This window comes from Microcoleus sp. PH2017_24_DOB_U_A (assembly GCF_020738205.1).
In the GTDB taxonomy this organism is placed as follows: Bacteria; Cyanobacteriota; Cyanobacteriia; order Cyanobacteriales; family Microcoleaceae; genus Microcoleus.
The window spans coordinates 1-18,348 of record NZ_JAEQCT010000142.1 but is presented as its reverse complement, the minus strand read 5'-3'; the positions used below and the strand labels follow the sequence as shown (position 1 = coordinate 18,348).

The 18,348-nt window shown below is 46.1% G+C and carries 13 protein-coding genes and 1 pseudogene; 10 read left to right on the top strand and 4 right to left on the bottom strand.

Going from position 1 to position 18,348, the window contains the following annotated elements:
* Positions 1-54 precede the first annotated feature (54 nt).
* Together JGK07_RS30340 and JGK07_RS30335 are read left to right on the top strand one after the other, a co-directional pair.
* On the top strand, positions 55-624 hold the full coding sequence (locus JGK07_RS30340) for a hypothetical protein (RefSeq protein ID WP_293199217.1): 570 nt from the start codon (positions 55-57) through the stop codon (positions 622-624).
* A gap of 404 nt (positions 625-1,028) precedes the next feature.
* A complete protein-coding gene (locus JGK07_RS30335) occupies positions 1,029-2,459 on the top strand; it encodes an MFS transporter (RefSeq protein WP_293291199.1) in 1,431 nt (476 codons plus the stop codon).
* Positions 2,460-3,052: 593 nt separating this feature from the next.
* Here JGK07_RS30335 and rpsD read toward each other — a convergent pair.
* The gene (rpsD, locus tag JGK07_RS30330) at positions 3,053-3,661 is read right to left on the bottom strand and encodes a 30S ribosomal protein S4 (RefSeq protein ID WP_293208686.1); all 609 of its coding nucleotides are present in this window, start codon (positions 3,659-3,661) and stop codon (positions 3,053-3,055) included.
* Positions 3,662-3,733: 72 nt separating this feature from the next.
* Positions 3,734-3,859 carry a hypothetical protein gene (locus JGK07_RS30325; protein ID WP_293186122.1) on the bottom strand — a complete coding sequence of 42 codons (126 nt, stop codon included), beginning with the start codon at positions 3,857-3,859 and terminating at the stop codon, positions 3,734-3,736.
* On the opposite strand from JGK07_RS30325, the gene JGK07_RS30320 reads away from it, so the two are divergent.
* Together JGK07_RS30320 and JGK07_RS30315 are read left to right on the top strand one after the other, a co-directional pair.
* Complete coding sequence (locus tag JGK07_RS30320) at positions 3,858-4,466, top strand: hypothetical protein (protein ID WP_293208688.1); 609 nt, start codon at positions 3,858-3,860, stop codon at positions 4,464-4,466. The genes JGK07_RS30325 and JGK07_RS30320 overlap by 2 nt on opposite strands.
* Positions 4,467-4,794: 328 nt before the next feature.
* Positions 4,795-5,142: a rhodanese-like domain-containing protein gene (locus tag JGK07_RS30315; protein ID WP_293186125.1), complete on the top strand. Its 348-nt coding sequence runs from the start codon at positions 4,795-4,797 to the stop codon at positions 5,140-5,142.
* Between the two features lie 224 nt (positions 5,143-5,366).
* On the opposite strand, the gene JGK07_RS30310 is transcribed toward JGK07_RS30315, so the two are convergent.
* The gene (locus JGK07_RS30310; RefSeq protein WP_293186126.1) at positions 5,367-7,091 is read right to left on the bottom strand and encodes an AAA-like domain-containing protein; all 1,725 of its coding nucleotides are present in this window, start codon (positions 7,089-7,091) and stop codon (positions 5,367-5,369) included.
* 296 nt (positions 7,092-7,387) lie between these two features.
* On the opposite strand from JGK07_RS30310, the gene metK reads away from it, so the two are divergent.
* The 6 genes and pseudogenes from metK to JGK07_RS30275 all read left to right on the top strand — a co-directional run bounded on the left by metK (position 7,388) and on the right by JGK07_RS30275 (position 16,528).
* Positions 7,388-8,650 (top strand): methionine adenosyltransferase, encoded by a 1,263-nt coding sequence (gene metK / locus JGK07_RS30305; RefSeq protein ID WP_293208692.1) that lies wholly within the window; start codon positions 7,388-7,390, stop codon positions 8,648-8,650.
* A 412-nt stretch (positions 8,651-9,062) separates the two neighbouring features.
* Positions 9,063-10,229 carry a family 10 glycosylhydrolase gene (locus JGK07_RS30300; RefSeq protein WP_293186128.1) on the top strand — a complete coding sequence of 389 codons (1,167 nt, stop codon included), beginning with the start codon at positions 9,063-9,065 and terminating at the stop codon, positions 10,227-10,229.
* Between the two features lie 335 nt (positions 10,230-10,564).
* Entirely contained in the window at positions 10,565-12,439 is a 1,875-nt protein-coding gene (locus JGK07_RS30295; RefSeq protein ID WP_293186130.1) for a HEAT repeat domain-containing protein, read from the top strand.
* Positions 12,440-12,628: 189 nt separating this feature from the next.
* A pseudogene (locus JGK07_RS30285) lies at positions 12,629-13,927 on the top strand (transposase).
* Positions 13,924-14,130, top strand: coding sequence for a hypothetical protein (locus JGK07_RS30280; RefSeq protein WP_293199232.1), 207 nt, complete (start codon positions 13,924-13,926; stop codon positions 14,128-14,130). The pseudogene JGK07_RS30285 and the gene JGK07_RS30280 overlap by 4 nt, the downstream one beginning before the upstream one ends.
* A 430-nt stretch (positions 14,131-14,560) precedes the next feature.
* Positions 14,561-16,528: a HAMP domain-containing sensor histidine kinase gene (locus JGK07_RS30275; RefSeq protein ID WP_293186134.1), complete on the top strand. Its 1,968-nt coding sequence runs from the start codon at positions 14,561-14,563 to the stop codon at positions 16,526-16,528.
* 223 nt (positions 16,529-16,751) lie between these two features.
* On the opposite strand, the gene JGK07_RS30270 is transcribed toward JGK07_RS30275, so the two are convergent.
* Positions 16,752-17,606: a hypothetical protein gene (locus JGK07_RS30270; protein ID WP_293193417.1), complete on the bottom strand. Its 855-nt coding sequence runs from the start codon at positions 17,604-17,606 to the stop codon at positions 16,752-16,754.
* Between the last annotated feature and the right edge of the window lie 742 nt (positions 17,607-18,348).

Sequence of the window (18,348 nt, the reverse complement as noted above, 5' to 3'; positions counted from 1 at the left end):
AATAGTCTCGTGCGATCGCCCGAGTTGCGGACAAAGCTACCCAAATAGTCAAGGATGGGTAGCTTTGTCCATAAATTAAGTTACAGTTTCAAACCCCGTGCTGAGTACAGCTATGGCGATCGCCTCCGAGGGGGAACAGAGATAATGACCGCCACTACCATCATGCCGTCATTTGTTTCGGATTTAACGGCTCAACTCGCTCCCGAAACCACCGCATCCCACACCATTGTTTTGCAACCCAAGGGCTGTCTCGGTGGCATCGCTGTCCTAGATTTCCAAATTAATTTGGAGCAAGCTTTGGAAATGGCCGCTCTGAGAGTTGTTGTGGATATGCAGCAAGTGGATGTTGTCGCCCCAGATGGAATAGCCGTGCTGGCCCGAGGGCTGGAGTTAGCAGCTATACTCGGCAAGTCGATCGTCTTTGATTCTATAGATTTAGCCACCTATATAGGTTTGAGAGCCGAGTGGAGGATCTCGCGCGAAACTTGTTTTGGCCCTTGGGGCGACTTGTTCGAGGGGGAATTCGAGCAATTTTTGACAGACAAAATGTTGCGATCGCTTCCTTGTGAAGCGGTAAAACCTACTTTTTTACAATTTGCAAAATTATATCTTCCAACCGGTTGATGTCCCAGCGATCGATTGTCATCTATATTCATAACAATTACCCGGAAGTGCCAGTCTAGCTTTCAAGCTAACATCTTGAAAGCGCGGCTGGCTTTATCTTACTACGTGAACTCAGCAATTCCCAGCAGAAAGATTAAATTGTCTGGACGCCAGGGCTTCAGTTGACAGTTGACAGTTGACAGTTGACAGTTGACAGTTTCAGAGCGACCTCTACCTGGAAGGAAGAGGATTGGAGTAATGAATCGTCTGATTTTAATTTCTCCCGATCGCGCTTGGCGCTTTCAACCAATTCTTTCTGGTATCAAAATAATTTCATCAGAATCAAGCGCAAAACCTTTACAGAGCAAGGATTTTGCAATTCTAAAATCTAAAATCTAAAATCTAAAATCTAAAATCCTATGACTATGGTTGAACCAGTTGCAGAGTTAAATGAACCTCTCTGTCTTCAGACTCCTGAAATACTAGAAAAGACAATATCTCCGCTCGTTCTACCTCCAAAAACAGCTCTCAAAATTTCTAAACAAGACATTCGAGCCACCCTCAAAGCCTCAACTATAGAGGGAGTTTTTGCCGCTGTCTTCGAGTCGGCGACTACCGGTCTGCTGCTGAGCAACTTCTTGCTGCAAGTCGGCGCGAGCAGCGTGGAAATAGGTATATTATCTGCTATTCCGATGCTGGTAAATCTCCTGCAACCATTAGGAGCATACATCGCCGATCGCACAACCAGCCGCCACTGGTACAACCTAGGAATATTCGGCGTGTCGCGGCTGCTGTGGCTAGTGCTCGTCATCGCAATTGTTTGGGGCCGACAGCACGCAGATCCCCAACAATTGCTCCAGTGGACTCTGGTCACTGTCATCGCCGCTAGCGTGCTGGCAGCTTTTGCTACTTCTAATTGGTTTAGTTGGATGGCTGCGGTGGTTCCTCACCGTTTGCGGGGACGCTATTTTGGATTTCGCAACAGTGCTACTAGCTTAGTTACTTTGCTAGGAGTGCCACTGATGGGACTGTTGATGTCAACTTGGGGCGCAGATCCAATTTTGGGCTACGGTGTGGTTTTATTTTTGGGTGTTGTGGCGGGAATGATTAGTTTGGGGTATCAATTCTTCATGGTGGATGTGAACCCGCAGGCATACCCAAAAGATGCAGAAAGCGATCGAGTTCCCGACAAAAAAGAAAAAATTTTAACAGATTTTGTGCCTTCGGTGCTGAAAAATTCTAATTTTTTAATGTTTCTGATTTACTTTAGCGTGTGGACGTTTGCAGTTAATCTCAGCGCGCCTTTTTTTAATATCTACCTGCTAAAAGATTTAAGCTTGGATGTCAGTTTGGTAACGGTTTACAACAGCTTGAGTTCCGGGGCAAACCTGCTGCTGTTGATGTTTTGGGGCAAGTTGGCCGATCGCTGGGGAAATCGCCCCTTGCTAATTGCGGTGGGGCTGGTGGTAGCGGTGACGCCTTTGCTGTGGTTGGGTACGGGCAATTACCCGTTTGCGGTGTGGGTGTGGTTGCCGCTGCTGCACTTGCTCGGGGGAACGACTATAGGGGCGATCGGGCTGTGTACGAACAATATTCAAATGGAGATAGCGCCGATCGAACAACCATCGACTTATTTTGCGATCGCCGCAGCAGTTTCGGGAGTAACTGGGGCTTTGGGAACTACCGCCGGCGGCTTTCTTGCCGAACTTCCGGGCATGAGTTTGGGCGCACTGTTTGCCCTTTCGGCTGCTGTGAGGCTGGTGGGCTTGCTGCCTTTAATTTTGGTTCGAGAACCGCGTAGTTTGTCGCTAAGGGCGATCGTCCCAACTTTTCTACAATTCAAATTCAACGATTAATATAATGTCCTCCGAGAACTATCGTCCGGTTTGATCGTTCGGACTTCAGCCCGCATCATTACTATAACTAACCAGTTTGTAGTGAGGACTTTAGTCCGCATCATTATTACGACTAACTGGTTTGATCGTTCGGACTTTAGTCCGCATCATTATTAGGACTAAAGTCCTTACTACAAACCGTTACAGATTCCGGGCATTGACAAGCGAATTTCTGCATGTGGTACCCGCCACGTGATTTATCCGTGGAATCAATCCCAAATCGAAAATCGAAAATCCTCTCTTCCCCCGAATTTATCGGTGGGGTCGCCTCTAAAATCTAAAATCTAAAATCTAAAATCGATTGACCGGACATAAATAATATAACGGCCAATAATTAACTTTTAAAAGTTAATTATTGACCGTTACAAAGCTTTTTTCAGCCTTCAGCATAGCCGTTTATTCGTAAAAAATTAGTCCTCAGTCCTTAGCCCTCAGTATTCAGTAACAATTAACTAATAACTAGAGACGAACCCAATTATTAATTTTTTGCTAGCAACTAACTGATGACGTTGGAGGTTCGCGAGCGGGGACGCTCGCAAAACATGACTAATAAATTAAGCTTGACGCGAGTAGTATTCAACCACTAGCAGTTCATTAATCTGAAGAGCAATCCACTCACGTTCGACAACGCCGTTAACTTTGCCAACCAGTTTTTGCTTGTCAAATTCCAAGTGACTGGGCAAGTGAGCCAAGCCTGGGTCTTTGAGATTAGCTTCAACCATTGTGCGAGAGCGTTCTCTATTTTTGACTGCAATCACTTCACCAGGCTTGCACTGATAGCTAGCGATGTTGACTTCACGATCGTTCACAGTAATGTGACCGTGATTTACCAATTGTCTAGCGGACGGAATGGTTGGAGCCATTCCCATCCGAAACACAGTATTGTCCAAGCGCATTTCCAAAAATTGCAGTAACACTTGACCTGTGGAACCCGTCACACGGCGGGCTTTGCGGACATAACGGAGCAATTGGCGTTCCGTCACACCGTAATTGAAACGTAGTTTTTGCTTTTCTTGTAAGCGAACCGCGTACTCAGAGAGCTTTTTGCGGTTTTGACCGTGCTGCCCAGGCGGATAATCCCGTCTGGGAGTTTTGCGGGTTAGACCCGGCAACTCTTTCAGGCGACGGACGATTCTTAATCGGGGGCCTCGATATCGAGACATTTATTTTCCTCTCTAATCTCTGTATGCAATTTTATGCAGACTCTATATTATATGTTGATAAGGGTGAAAATTCTAACAAAAATCGATAAAAAAAATCGATCGACCGCAGCCATCCGTAATGTGCGGTAAATTTTGAAGTAAAAGCCGATCGAGCGATCGACCCAACCAGCCCAAAAAACTCACAAACCGAGCTGCCATGCAAAACCCCAATTTTTTCCGCACTGCTTCCCCAAAGCCAGCACCGCGCTGGATGTTGGCTCTCGGCACTCCCTTAGTCGCGCTGAGTTTGTTGACAGCAGCACTGCCAATCTCGCCAGCATCAGCCATCACCCTGAGATTCCCCCGAACTCAAAATCCCTATCGCGTCTGCGCTAAGGAACTAATCGAAGCGGGAATCGGTGCCGAGGAAGCAGCAGCAGCTTGTGCCGACGCGCTCCACCCCCGCGACATATCCAGATGCGCCCTCCAAATCAGCCGCAAAACCAATATTTCTGGTCTCGAAGCGCTCTCTAGTTGTCGGCGGGTGAGGCGCCCCGACGAATTAACTACTTGCGTGGTGAATATTAATAGCAAAACTAAAACTCAACCTGCTGCTGCCCTGTTAGTTCTTGATGGGTGCCGCCGCAGTTTATTGCCAGAACTATTTGCTGAATGCGTAGTCGGGTTGAGCGGCAGGCTCGACTTTCCCACGGACAGGTTAGTTGCCACTTGTCTTGATCCCAGGGGCACAGTGAGTCAGTTGGACGGGCGTCCTGCACCGACACCTCCTACGGAGCTAATTCCACCGCCTTCGCGACTCAATTAATTAGTTATGGGTAGTTGGGAAATGGTAATTAGGTACGTTGTTGCGCTTCAGCGCTCTTATCTTATATATAACGAAGAGCGCTGAAGCGCAACTACATACCTTTGATGTGACAATTACTTCCAGGACTGTTTGTAATTCTTCGCTCTTGTCTTATATATAACAAAGAGCGCTGAAGCGCAACTACATACCTTTGATGTGACAATTACTTCCAGGACTGTTTGTAATTCTTCGCTCTTGTTTATATAAACAAAGAGCGCTGAAGCGCAACTACGTACCTTTGTAATTCTTCCCTCTTCCTTCTTCCTTCTTCCTTCTTTGTTATAATCAAATGTCAGAAGTTTTTGGTCAAATTACAGTCGAAGAATTAGGTTGCAAATTAGCAGAAACCAATGCTGATAAATTGCAGCTTGTAGACGTGCGCGAACCTTACGAAATTGAACTCGCAGCGCTGCCGGGATTTGTGGCTTTTCCGCTGAGCGAGTTTGCCCAATGGTGTGGTGATATTGACGATCGACTAAATCGCGACACAGAAACCCTGGTGCTGTGCCACCACGGAGTGCGATCGGCTCAAATGTGTCACTGGTTGAGCGATCGAGGCTTTAACAACGTTAAAAATATCGTTGGTGGCATCGATGCTTACTCAATATTGGTCGATCGCACTGTGCCGCGCTATTAATCTGATGCCCGCTCTAACTACCGCAATATAGGTTCTATCGTTCGGAATGCAAGTCCTCACTACGAACCGGATGCGGACTAAAGTCCCTACGAACCGGATGCGGACTAAAGTCCTCACTACGAACCGGATGCGGACTAAAGTCCTCACTACGAACCGGATGCGGACTAAAGTCCTCACTACGAACCTTTGTTTATTATCGGGTTTGGGCTGACAGGATCTGAATCCTAATTAACAGCAGCAAATCGAAAATTTAACAGCGTGCTCATAGTGATCCGATCGCGCCCGTGCCTTTTTGAGTCATAAAGAGCCTCATCAGCCGCCAGTACCAGCGTTGCTGCATCATTTTCCGGGCCGGGAACAACGCTAGCAATTCCCAAACTAATTGTCACCACAGAATTAGGCAAACATTCAACACTCTCCGGGTTAAAAACAATATTCAAAGCTTTAACTTTCGCTCTAATGCGTTCGGCAACCAGCAGAGCGCCCGCTGCATCTGTTTGAGGTAAAACGATCGCAAATTCCTCACCGCCGTAGCGAGCAGCTACATCAGCAGGACGCTGGAGCGATCGGCGAATTGCCTGAGCTACCGATCGCAAACAACTATCTCCAGCTTGATGTCCGTAGGTATCGTTATAAATTTTGAAATAATCGATGTCGCACAAAATTAAAGATATCGGAGACTCATCGCGAGCATTATGTTTCCATTCCGCTCGCAAGCAACTGTCAAAATGTCGTCTGTTGCCAATTTGGGTAAGTTCGTCCACATTAACCAAAGCTAGCAGTCTTTCATTTTCTTGCTGCAACTCCTCAAAACCTACAGCCGAGAAACCGTCCTCGCATAAATTTTGCTCTTGAAAATACAGCCGATATAATTCGCAAGATAAACTACAGTTATTGCCCGCTAATTTGACAAGTCCCATGCTATCTAACTGATAGGCCATTAAAGGTTCGAGGTGAATGCTATTTTTAACATCAAGAACCTGTTGGAATGCCCAGGCGAGTTCTGGCTGCTGCTGAATGGCGATCGACTGATTCCGCAAGTAGTCGCTATAAATTCCGCTTTGAGTAGGAGCTGCTTTTAATAGTTCTTCCAACTCGGCTCGCCCCAGCTCCTCCCCAGACTCATTCTCCCCAACCGACAGGCGGTTTTGCTGTAAAATTGCCAGGTGATAAAGCGCTAAATGCACTAAATAAGGATGACCGCCTACCATTTGCATTAATTGCTCGACGGGATAGCTGTCGTTCCAGTTCAGTCCGTGGCGGCGCGCCAACTCTTGGACTTGTTCGGCACTAAATTCTGAGAGTTTAATCGGCAGCCCTACATTGAATGGAGATTGATTGAGACTCAAAGCAATATAAATTTCTGTCGAGTGAATGACCGCGATTCGCAGTTTTTCCCAGGTTTCGCTCTGTCGCGCTTGTTCGTACCAAAAACGGAGCAGCGGCAGGAATTCTTGAGCGATATTGGCGCGTTCAAATACTCGGTTGACTTCGTTGAGTACCAAGACTAGGGGACTGTCAATTTGTTCGAGCAAATAGTTCTCAAAGTAAAGAGAGCAGCTTACTTTGCTGCCCATATCTTCATCCCAAATTTCATCGAGATTTGGTTCGAGTTTGAGTTGGCGAGCGACATTGACACACAGCCAGCGCAAAAATTTATCTAAGGTAGCAAAAACTGCTTCGTCAGCTTGCTGAAAGTCTACAGTGACTGTGCGGTATCCGCGATCGACCGCAGCTTGAATTATCCGCAGCATCAGCGAACTTTTGCCCATTTTTCTGGGAGCTTTAATCCGAATCAGACTCCCTGGCTTGCTAATTTCTGCACAAGCTCGGGCTTCGACGGGCGATCGATCGATATAAAATCGAGAGTCAAGCGGTATTGGGCCCCCAGGAAATTCTAGGTCTGCAACCGTTTGGATTAAATTTGGTGATTTTGGGATTCCTGCCATAGTGCATCCGCGAGGCGATACCCTGACTGTATCTTACCTTTGTCAGATTAGGGGGGCAGAGGATCGGTGTCAAAGACTTATTGACAATCCGACAAAATGTAAGTTTTTCAGCACTTCCCGGAACTGACTTTGCTATAGTAGTGTCACTTTAGCTAATCTCAAACCCTGCCTAAACTCGCACCAGACCGACACAAATTTTCTGGCGACCGAGACGCGATGATTCTGCGCCTCTACCTGAAAAGTCAGTCGTCTGTCGCCAATGTCAAGCAGATTCGCACGAATAGGAGAAATAATCATTGTCACGCCGCTACCTGTTTACCTCTGAATCGGTCACTGAAGGCCATCCCGATAAAATCTGCGATCAAATTTCAGACACTATCTTAGATGCCTTGCTGACCGAAGACCCTAAAAGTCGCGTCGCAGCCGAAGTTGTCGTCAACACGGGTTTGATGCTGCTGACGGGCGAAATTACCACCAAAGCTCAGGTAAATTACATAGAATTGGCGCGGAAAAAAATAGCCGATATTGGCTACATCCACGCTGATAACGGATTTTCTGCCAATAGCTGCTCGGTTTTGGTGGCTTTGGACTCTCAATCTCCCGATATTGCTCAAGGGGTGAATACAGCCCACGAAAGTCGCGAACAGTCCAGTGAAGAGGAGTTGGATGCGATCGGCGCTGGCGACCAAGGCTTGATGTTCGGTTTTGCTTGCAACGAAACGCCGGAATTGATGCCTTTACCGATTAGTTTAGCGCACCGGATTTGCCGTCAACTGGCCGCAGTCCGCAAAACAGGTCAATTGCCTTACCTGCGTCCGGACGGTAAAAGCCAAGTTACCGTAACTTACGAAGACGGGAAACCTGTTGGTATTGATACGATCTTAATTTCTACCCAGCACACTGAGGCGATCGACGATATCACCGAAACAGCCGCGGTTCAAGCCAAGATTAAAGCAGATCTTTGGACTGCTGTTGTCCAACCCGTGTTTGCCGATATTAGCATCAAGCCGGATTCAGAAACTCGCTTCCTTGTCAACCCCACTGGCAAATTTGTCGTCGGCGGGCCTCAAGGAGATTCGGGTTTGACTGGCCGCAAAATTATTGTGGATACCTACGGTGGCTATTCCCGTCACGGTGGCGGCGCTTTTTCAGGGAAAGACCCCACGAAGGTAGACCGCAGCGCGGCCTATGCTTGTCGCTATGTTGCTAAAAATATTGTGGCGGCCGGTTTGGCAGAAAAGTGCGAAGTGCAGTTGAGTTATGCGATCGGCGTAGCACGCCCTGTTAGCATGATGATCGAAACTTTTGGCACTGGTAAAGTTGATGACGATCGCCTTTTGGAAGTTGTGAAGCAGCATTTTGAACTGCGTCCTGCGGGCATCATTCAGACCTTTAACTTGCAGAATTTGCCTGCGGAAAGAGGCGGTCGTTTCTACCAAGATGTAGCGGCTTACGGTCACTTCGGACGCACGGATCTAGAGTTACCTTGGGAGCAAACTGATAAGGCAGAGCTTTTGAAATCAGCTTTGAGCCAGCAGTTGTCTGGAGTAGCTGTATAGTAGAATGTTGGGGCGCGCCCTCCGCGCCCTTATTGCTTGATTATGGGTAATTAACAAAAGGTACGTAGTTGCGCTTGGGCACTCTTAGTATTAAGAGCGCCCAAGCGCAACAACATACCTAATTAAAAATGAACCTCTATCAGAGTGCCAGTTGGGTCGAGGAGTGATGATATAAGTTCCCTAGGGTTCGTCAGCAGTGCGTTTTTTTCTGTATAGGCGATCGGCTAATGGCTTGCACACTAAAAGGTACGTAGTTGCGCTTGGGCGCTCTTAGGAATCATGTAAAAATAAGTTGTGTAACTTTTTAATTGAAGCCTTTAAATTAGATACGGTTTAGCAATGCACTCGATCGAGTTATTTTTACACGCCTCCTTAGTATATGTAAGAGCGCTGAAGCGCAACAACATACCTAATGCCATTTTTTCCTTCTTTCCAGTCAACAATTCGCAGATTTGGTTCGGATCTAAAACAGCGATTTGCTGGTAAATTTTTATCACCAAATCCAGCAGCAATGCCGAGTTCGTTGGTGGCCGACAATACTGGAATGCGCGGCGTTTGGATACCCAGCACTGACTGCAAAGTTCTCACCTCAAAACAGCGGATTGCTGAGGCAATGAATTTTCTTGCAGATACGGGATTTAATACAGTATTTCCTGTAGTTTGGAACCGGGGTTTTACGGCTTATCCTTCTCAAATAATGCGCGAACAATTTGGGGTTGAAATTGACGCGCGCTATCAAGGACGCGACCCTTTGGGAGAATTAATTGTTGAGGCTAATAGAGTTGGTTTAAAAGTTATTCCTTGGTTTGAATACGGATTTGTGAGTTCTTACAATCTCAACGGCGGTCATTTGCTGGCGAAGAAACCGGAATGGGCGGCGCGCGATTGTAATGGCAATTTACTTAAGAAAAATAAGTTTGAATGGATGAATTCTCTTGACCCGGAAGTGCAAGATTTTTTGCTGGGGTTGATGCTGGAAGTTGCGAGGAATTATCCGGTACATGGCGTTCAAGGAGACGATCGCATTGCACTACCCTGTGAAGGCGGTTATGATGAAAAAACGGTTAAACGCTACCGCCAAGAGTGCGGGAGAGAAGCGCCACATAATTGTAGAGAGCAACATTGGCTGCACTGGCGCGCTGATATAATTACTGATTTTGTCGCTCGCTTGCACCGAGAATTGAAGGCGATTAATCCAGATTTGTTGCTGTCAATGTCGCCGAGTCCCTATGACTGGGGATTCGTAGAATATTTGCAAGATTCTCAAGCTTGGGTTGACAAAAAGTTGGTTGATATGCTTCACCCGCAGTTTTATCGCCGCGATTTTAACGGTTACAAACAATTGCTCGATCGACTGATCGATCGACAACTTACCTGCGAGCAAGTGTCCTGTGTGTCTCCCGGTATCCTGTTGGCGAATCGAGGGGGCAATTATAGCATGAATCCGGAGCTGTTGTTGCAAGTAATTGCTTACAACCGTGCTCGCGGCGTTCCAGGAGAAGTGCTGTTTTTTTACGAAGGTTTGCGGGATAACGATAATGCTTTGGCTGAGGCTTTGAAAAATGGGCCCTACGGTTGACACTCTCCCGGAATCGGGCTGTTTCCGGTTTGTTGCGTTCAACGGAGTCGATCGATATCTCAAGCCAACTTGGTATAAAATGATATAGCGCAGAGCAAGTCTAGCAAACAGTGCATCGATGCCAAGCAGCAAGCGCTACTAATGGTTAAGCCGATCGCCCAAAAAACAGATAATCAATCTTTGGGGAGTTGTTAAAATAGTCTAATCGGACATATTTTATAAGTGGTGCAAGTTTTTTTATCAGTTGAGTTTTGTAGGTGCAGGCGTATTTTATTAAAGAAACCGAGTTTAAAAAGAGCAATCTCAAACGATCGCCAAAATATGAGGATAAATGAATGAACTCAGTAGCAACCCTCATCCAACAGCTACCAGAGCTCAGCGATGCTGAATTCAACCAAAAATATTTGAAACAAAAACAAGGGATGCACACCTTGGCGACAATATTGCCGCAAGTAGAACAGCAAAGCCAGGCTTTGCGCGCAGTAAAATTAGCCCTAAAAGTAAATTTAAAACTCGGCTCGAAGCTAGCAGGAATGGTAAAGCCGGAGTTTCAACTAAAAACAGTAAGATTAATCGTAAAAATTAAAACTTCGCTGCCGCTCAAAATTCAACTGCTGGCACTAACAAGTTCCGATATGGCAATTCCAATGCTTGTCAAAGCATTGAACCACAAAGACCGTGCCGTGCGCCTTCATTGCATTCGGGCGATCGGCCTCATTGGCTCTAGGGCGGCAGTAATTGAATTAGCGCGGGTGCTCGAATCTGCCGATTCCCAAGCGCAAGCTTGGGCCGCTTGGGCCCTAGGAGAAATTGACTCGAAACCAGCAGCCGCAGCACTGATCGAAGCCCTCAACCACAAAGCCGCCGGAGTGCGCGCCTGGGCGGTTTGGGCCTTGGGTAAAATTAACCCCAAAATAGCCGTCCCCACCACGATCAAAGCCTTGAAACATCAAGACTCAGAGGTGCGCTGGCGGGCCGCCGTAAACTGCGGGAAAATCGGGGTGGCTGAGGTAGTTCCGGGGCTGCTGAATGCCCTCAGAGACGAAAATCACCTCGTCCGTGCTAGGGCGGCGGCGGCTTTGGGGAAAATTGGCGATCGCGACGCAGTACCCCGCTTAGTAGAATTGCTTCACGAACCCGACTCCTATGCCGTTTCTTTGAGGGCCGCCGAGGCTTTGGGACAAATCGGGACCGAAACGGCTGTGGCCGGGCTGCTGCAAGCCCTCAACCACGAGGACTCAGATGTGCGCGGCAGTGCAGTTTCTGCCTTGGGGGAAATCAGCAGCGAGGTGGCTGCGGTGGCGGTAATGCGATCGCTCTCGGATCGAGACATTTTCGTGCGCGGCAGGGCGGCTGTTGCACTCGGGAACATCAATATAGCCGGAGATGCTAACTTGCAAAAAATGGTGGCTGCGGGACTGGCGATCGCCCTAGGCGACAGCGAATCCTATGTGCGGTGGAGAGTTGCTGATGCTTTGGGGCAGATTGGGACAGACGAGGCTGTAGCAGGTTTGGTGCGACTGCTGGAAGACGAAACCTCTGGAGTGCGCCAAAAGGCTGTTAAATCCCTCGGTCAAATTGGCTCTCGTGCTGCTCTTTTGGCTCTGGAAGCAGCTTTAAAACGCCAATTTGCTGACGTTCGCGCCCTCGCCGCCCAATATTTGCCGGATGTCGGCGCTGAGGTAAAAACAGTTTATTTTGAGCAGGAATCTGCTACGGATGTCTCGGGTGAAAAACTGTCGCAAATCCAGATTGCTTCGGAAGCAGAAGCCACCGAATATATTATCGATCGCCCTGCGGGCCGGAATCTCCAATACTTAATCTCGATCGGCACTCCGGGCGTACCAGATCCCAAAACTTTTCACAAAGTCCCTAACCGATTGCGGTTAGAATTTAACGACCTCGAAACCCCCGTTGACGACCCCGATCGCGTCTTGGCTACAATTGATGACGTACTCCAAATTATTGACTTCGCCCGCCAAATATCGGCGCACCCCGGCAAATTGCTCGTCTGCTGTCAAAGTGGCATCAGCCGTTCAACAGCAGCAGCTTTGACTGTTTGTGCTGCCCTGTTGGGCCGGGGCAAAGAACGGGAAGCTTGGGCCGTGGTGCTTGCCGCCAGAGCCCAAGCCAGGCCAAATCGCTGGATTGTGCAATTGGCCGATGAAGCTTTGGGTAGAAATGGGAAGTTATCCGATTTTAGATTTTAGATTTTAGATTTTAGATTTGGGAATAACTTATTTTCTAAGGGTTTGAAGCTTGCTTAACGTTGCATTATTTTTTTGAACTGGTATTGTAAAACTTCATTGAGTTTATAAGCAATTATAAACAATAATGGTATTATATTGTTGAGAGTGTTTAACAAGGAATACGCATAGCCCAAAGAACGGAAGTCTCAAATGCAATTAGCAGAAAGGCATATCATTAAATCAACGGAACCTCGTTTTGTCGAGATTGACCAACTAGCATTCAAGTCCAAAAATCTGTACAATGCCGCCAATTATGTCATTCGTCAGAACTTGATTTATGGATGGGGCTACGTCAATTACAACGAGATGAACCGATTGATGAAGTCTCAGGTCGCATACAAGGCTTTGCCTGCTAAAGTAAGTCAGCAAATATTGATGGTGCTAGATCAGAATTGGAAATCGTTTTTTGAAGCCGTCAAAGCTTACAAAGCTGACTCTTTAAAATTTACGGGTCGTCCAAAGTTACCTAACCTAAATACAAGGACAAGGTTAAAGGTCGAAATATCCTTATTTACACGATTCAGGCGATTAGCAGTAAACAGTTGAGAAACGGAATTGTCAAACTTTCTGGTACTGAATTTTCAATTAAAACTAAAGTCAATCCTGACCGGATTTGTCAAGTTAGGTTGGTTCCAAAATGCGATTCTTATGTAATTGAGGTGATTTACAATGCTTGTACTGAGCGTAGTCGAAGTGAACCGGAGTCCACCGCTAAAAATAACAATTTTGTAGCTAGTATTGATTTAGGACTGAATAATTTGGTGGCGTTAACTTCAAATCAACCGGGTTTGATCCCACTGTTGATTAATGGACGACCATTGAAATCGATTAACCAGTTCTATAACAAGCGTAAAGCACAATTGCAATCCCAATTGAAAGGGAGGCGCCAAACATCGTCACGCATTCAACGCTTAACTCGCTGCCGCAATCAAAAAGTAGACAATTACTTGCATCATACAAGTCGCACGATTGTCGATATTCTGGTCGCACAACAAATTGGGACGCTAGTAATTGGCAAGAATGCACAGTGGAAAACCGAGATCAATATGGGGAAGCAAACTAACCAAAACTTTGTCAGCATTCCTCACGCTCGATTAATTGAGATGCTGGAATACAAAGCTTTTTTAGTTGGAATCAAGGTAATCGTACAGGAGGAATCTTTTACCTCCAAAGCCAATTTCTTGGGCTTAGATCCAATTCCTGTTTACGGAAAAACAAAAACAGAACCTGTATTTACCGGAAAACGGATTAAACGAGGTTTGTACAAAACATCGACTGGTCAGTTAATTAATTCTGACGTGAACGGTTCTTTTAACATTCTCAGAAAAGCAATCCCAAATGCGTTCGGCGATGGGATACGTCGTGGGCGTAGTTCAGCCGAGGCGGGTTAATCCGCTCAAAGTAAAAGTGAAGGGGGAGGGAATTGAAGCCTCCCATGTCTATAAATGACTATACTTTTACCAGCTATTAATAGGAGCGATCGAATTAACTGTCGGCACAGAGAGAACTCGCAAGTGCAACAGTTAACCGTAGAAACGCGGTTTCTTTTCGTAAGCCCTAAAGTTATACTCGATTTACAGGACTTGCGGGGCTGCGATGCCAAAAGTCGATCGCTCTTAGTGCAGAAGCGCGATCGGCTGCCGCATTTGTGACATTCTGTGCTATGTATTAGTCGGATACGCAACAAAAACTGTCAAGCAATCGTCGCATTGCTGGTAGCAACACCCCAAAGCTGAGGAATCGGGTGCATTGTCAAGAGACAATATCAGCTTTGGGCTACTCACAGGCAAAACGCATCAGACAGAATTTTCTGCCTGTAAAAATTCATGTGGCAATAATTCACTGCCGGGATAAATCTTTCTTTTTTTGCCTGCTGGAGACTTTTACCAGTCGAAAAAGTAATTTGGCAACAGCCATCAACAGCCTAATTATCTATTAGACATCAACCGAATTTAAGCTTCTGCCCTGACTCGACAAGAGTTTCAGATACTTTTTCGCAGATGTCTACTGGAAAACACACAAGCTTTTCCCTTTGGAGAACTTACGAGCGTGGTAAATTTTCACAGAATACAGCGGTTGCATATGTCAAAAACAAATTTGCTCAAAAAAACACGCAACGAAGTAGGTTTATCGGTTGGTGCTTGGCAAGGCAAGGGCGAGGCAAATCCAGATTTGCAACCATTGAGCCAGCAGGAAAAAGCTGTATTACCGCAAACAAATAACCCCGAAAATAGCAATTTAGGTAAACGGATGTGGCCCTTTATTTCCGCACAATTTGCTTCTGTAGAAACCGAACCCAAACAATCATCGCTCCACAATCTGGCAAAACAACCCTCCTTGAAACTTACCAAAAACTTGTCTTTTAAGCTTGGCTGTCTGCCCATAGACAAAAAAATCAGTGGCGGGTATTTGCTAGCAATAGGAATCGGATTTGTTGGCTCGCTGAGCGGACTCACAATCGCTGAGTACCACCAAGAAAAAGGATTGAGACAACTCAATGATGCTCACATACAAGCACAATTGATCGGTAACTTTAAAGATGCAGCACTGGCGGCACAATTGCAGGGAGCACAGCTAGATTCTTTTGTAGACAATTCCCCTAAGTTGGAACTGCAAAAACAGCAGTTTATCAACAGTATTGTTAAGGCTAAAAACCTGCGGTTGCGTATCGAAAAATTTGCCGAAAGCCAACCAGCTTGGCTCGCAGCCAAGCCGGAAGCTCTCAAAACTTTACTCCAAGATTGCACGGAAAATTTAGAATCCTACGCCGATACTCTCAACTCAACTTTGCTGCAAGTCCAGCAATCGCAACTGTCGCCTCGGAAGATAGAGTCGATCCGAAAATTGTTGGCCACAGAAAGCGGAGAAGGTGCAAAACAGCTTGAGGGACACCTTCAGGAATTGAGCAAAATCCTCGATATTGCCCAGCAGCAAGAGCGCCAAGGCGGTGCAGTGATGCAGGCTGCCCAAGGAATCGAAAAGGGCATAATTATGATTAGTATGCTGCTGTCGGTAGGGCTGGCTGGAATAGTGGCTTGCCGCACCAGTAGGGCGATCGCCAAACCAGTCGTCAGCGTCACTCAGGTGGCTCAACAAGTCGCCGCCGAGTCGAATTTTGATTTGCGAGCCCCCGTCAGCGGACAAGACGAAATAAGCTCGTTAGCTGTATCTCTCAATCACCTGATCGAGCGAGTTTCCGAACATACAAAAGAATTGGCACAAGCTAAGGAAGATGCTTTAGTGGCTACCACTGCTAAAAGCCACTTTTTAGCCAATATGAGTCACGAGTTGCGGACGCCTTTAAATGCGATTATCGGCTACAGTCAACTACTTTTAGAAGATGCCAGAGATTCCGGGTACAAAGATTTTGTTACCGACTTAGACAAGATTCAGAATGCAGGCACGCACCTGCTATCTTTGGTTAACGACATCCTCGATTTGTCAAAAATTCAAGCGGGGGGAATGAACCTCGACATCGAAGAGTTTGACATCGAATCCCTGCTCGATCACATGTCAATGGCGGTAAAATTGTCTTTACAACAGAATGGCAATGTTTTAGAAATAGAGTGTGACAGTCAAACTGTTGGCACTATGCACGCAGATTTAGCAAAAGTGCGAAAAGTCCTGCTGCACCTGCTGAACAATGCTGCTAAGTTCACCAAAAATGGGATAGTGAAAGTCAGCGTCAGCCGTGTTGAGGGAACCGGAGAATCGAATGTAGCGCATCTGTCGGGTGTTGAAAATTTAATGGTTGCGGGCGAGGCGAAATCGAGTTTGATTGCTTGTCCAGTTGCGAATGTTCAAGCATCGGATTGGATTTGCTTTCGAGTTAAAGATACCGGCATTGGAATGTCTCCCCAACAACAGCAAAAATTGTTTGAAGCCTTCGCGCAAGCTGATTCTTCGGCGGCGCGCCAGTACGGTGGGACTGGATTGGGGCTGACAATTAGCCGCCACTACTGTCAGATGATGGGCGGCGAGATTTTGGTAGAAAGCGAAGAGGGCAAAGGGTCTATTTTCACGATACGCATACCAGCAGGAAATAGTTAATACACACATGGGTAGGGTGCCAAGCGAAAAACAGGAAAGAATCAAGCTCTTGGACACCCTACCAGTTGAATTGACTGGTGTATTGAATGTAGCTTTTCTGGGCGTGATGAGGTATGACTGCGATCGAGTTTCGTGAGTTTCTCGCCAGTTGTCTTACTTTTTGTCAATTGCCAATCTGTACCTGACTCACTTGAGAATTGCTATATAACTTCTGAAAGCTCGATCAAAGGTCAAATATTGAAGTGACTTTTGTATCAACATATTTCATGTCACCAGTAGTTCCTCCAGCAAAATGAAGGAAATAGTTATTGAAAAATGCTGTTGTTACACATTTAGAAATTAGTGAAGCCTTAGGATTTAAACCAATTTTTTGTAATCCCTTTTGTACTATGTTGTCTCTCGAACTTAGAAAGGGGTACAGAAATTGCTGGATTAAAGGCCAAGGCATATTGAATTTTGGAGAAATCCAGCACTCAATACCCTGCATCAATATCTCATAGCTCAATGGGCGCATTTCATAGTTCCATTCTCCCGAACCTTTGTCTTCATAGGAGTGATAAACATACTCCAGCAATTCTCGATGATAACGAGGAGAAAGCACCATAACTCCGGCTTGTACAACGGATTCAAATTCTGCATCTATCCCAAAACTTTTGTAAAAAGCTGTAGGAGAAAGGTTGTCTATGTATTCGATACCATTCTTAGACCAAAAATCATAAAGTCTTTTCAGGCAAATCTCGTGATCTGCTCTACTAGGAGTTGCATAATCATCGACTGCCCCAATCTTCTCTAGTGGAACTCCCTCGGTAATATCGGGACTGTTTGGGTTAATCAATATATCAGCATCGACCCAAACAACTTGATCGTATTTTTGAAGACTGGGTTCTGACAAAATTAAGCACTTTTGCCATGATGGATTTCTAGACTGAGCCTTGGACGAATTATCTAACGGTTGTGTCAAAACAACAACTTCAAATTGATATTTTTCAGCATAGTGCTGCCATAGAGACCTACAATGTTTCTCGAACATGAGTTCATAGTTCTTGCCTATTGCTAGCGTAACAAGTGCCTTTGCCACTCTATACTCTCCTTAGTTTATTCATTGAAGATTTACCTTTAAACCCTGAACGCGGAAATCTCCCACAAACACCTGATTCCACCCCAAAATGCCGCATATGGTTTGTCCTGTCAAGTTCTACTATAAAAAATTATCCAAATTTTTCAGTATCTGGGATTGGTAGTGTATAACGCAATACGCTTCGCCTAGGGGTTGTCGGAAGAGACAAACGCTCTTGTGCGATCGCTTCGGTAAAGGCTAGGAAAATAATCCCAGAGTCTATTTTTTACATCGTTTTGACTGCATGACAGTCTTAACCCAACCGTATGGGTGTATGGCGAGCTTCAATCATTTGTGCAAGTATTTAGGGGCGGTGTCCCAGGAGCTGAAATACCGATCGCAGCGGGATTTCCACTACAAACATTACAGGATTTTTGACTGCTGGCTATAGTATCATTTATAGTTCTGGATTACTGTATTTTTTCTGGTTGTCGATCGCCCCTATGGTCAGTAAGGGCCAAAAAATGCCCTATAAAGTGCTACCCATTCATCGTCGCCATCTCTTCCTCAAGGTGATATTTAACACCAGTGCAGTAGATTCTCAATTCTCCAGCGATCGCGAATGGTGCGATCGATAGCTACTACATCACATAGCAGCCAACACTGACCAAGAAAATGGGATACAAGCCCCGTCCTTTTAGGACGGCTTTTCTTGATTTCTAATATACTCTTTCAATACTTCTAAGGGTGCGGCACCAACGGA

Bases quoted from the DNA above. Each gene is read 5' to 3' on its own strand.
- JGK07_RS30340 (WP_293199217.1), top strand. From the start codon at position 55: ATGGGTAGCTTTGTCCATAAATTAAGTTACAGTTTCAAACCCCGTGCT.
- JGK07_RS30335 (WP_293291199.1), top strand. From the start codon at position 1,029: ATGGTTGAACCAGTTGCAGAGTTAAATGAACCTCTCTGTCTTCAGACT.
- rpsD (WP_293208686.1), bottom strand. From the start codon at position 3,661: ATGTCTCGATATCGAGGCCCCCGATTAAGAATCGTCCGTCGCCTGAAA.
- JGK07_RS30320 (WP_293208688.1), top strand. From the start codon at position 3,858: ATGCAAAACCCCAATTTTTTCCGCACTGCTTCCCCAAAGCCAGCACCG.
- JGK07_RS30325 (WP_293186122.1), bottom strand. From the start codon at position 3,859: ATGGCAGCTCGGTTTGTGAGTTTTTTGGGCTGGTTGGGTCGATCGCTC.
- JGK07_RS30315 (WP_293186125.1), top strand. From the start codon at position 4,795: ATGTCAGAAGTTTTTGGTCAAATTACAGTCGAAGAATTAGGTTGCAAA.
- JGK07_RS30310 (WP_293186126.1), bottom strand. From the start codon at position 7,091: ATGGCAGGAATCCCAAAATCACCAAATTTAATCCAAACGGTTGCAGAC.
- JGK07_RS30300 (WP_293186128.1), top strand. From the start codon at position 9,063: ATGCCATTTTTTCCTTCTTTCCAGTCAACAATTCGCAGATTTGGTTCG.
- JGK07_RS30295 (WP_293186130.1), top strand. From the start codon at position 10,565: ATGAACTCAGTAGCAACCCTCATCCAACAGCTACCAGAGCTCAGCGAT.
- JGK07_RS30280 (WP_293199232.1), top strand. From the start codon at position 13,924: ATGACTATACTTTTACCAGCTATTAATAGGAGCGATCGAATTAACTGT.
- JGK07_RS30275 (WP_293186134.1), top strand. From the start codon at position 14,561: ATGTCAAAAACAAATTTGCTCAAAAAAACACGCAACGAAGTAGGTTTA.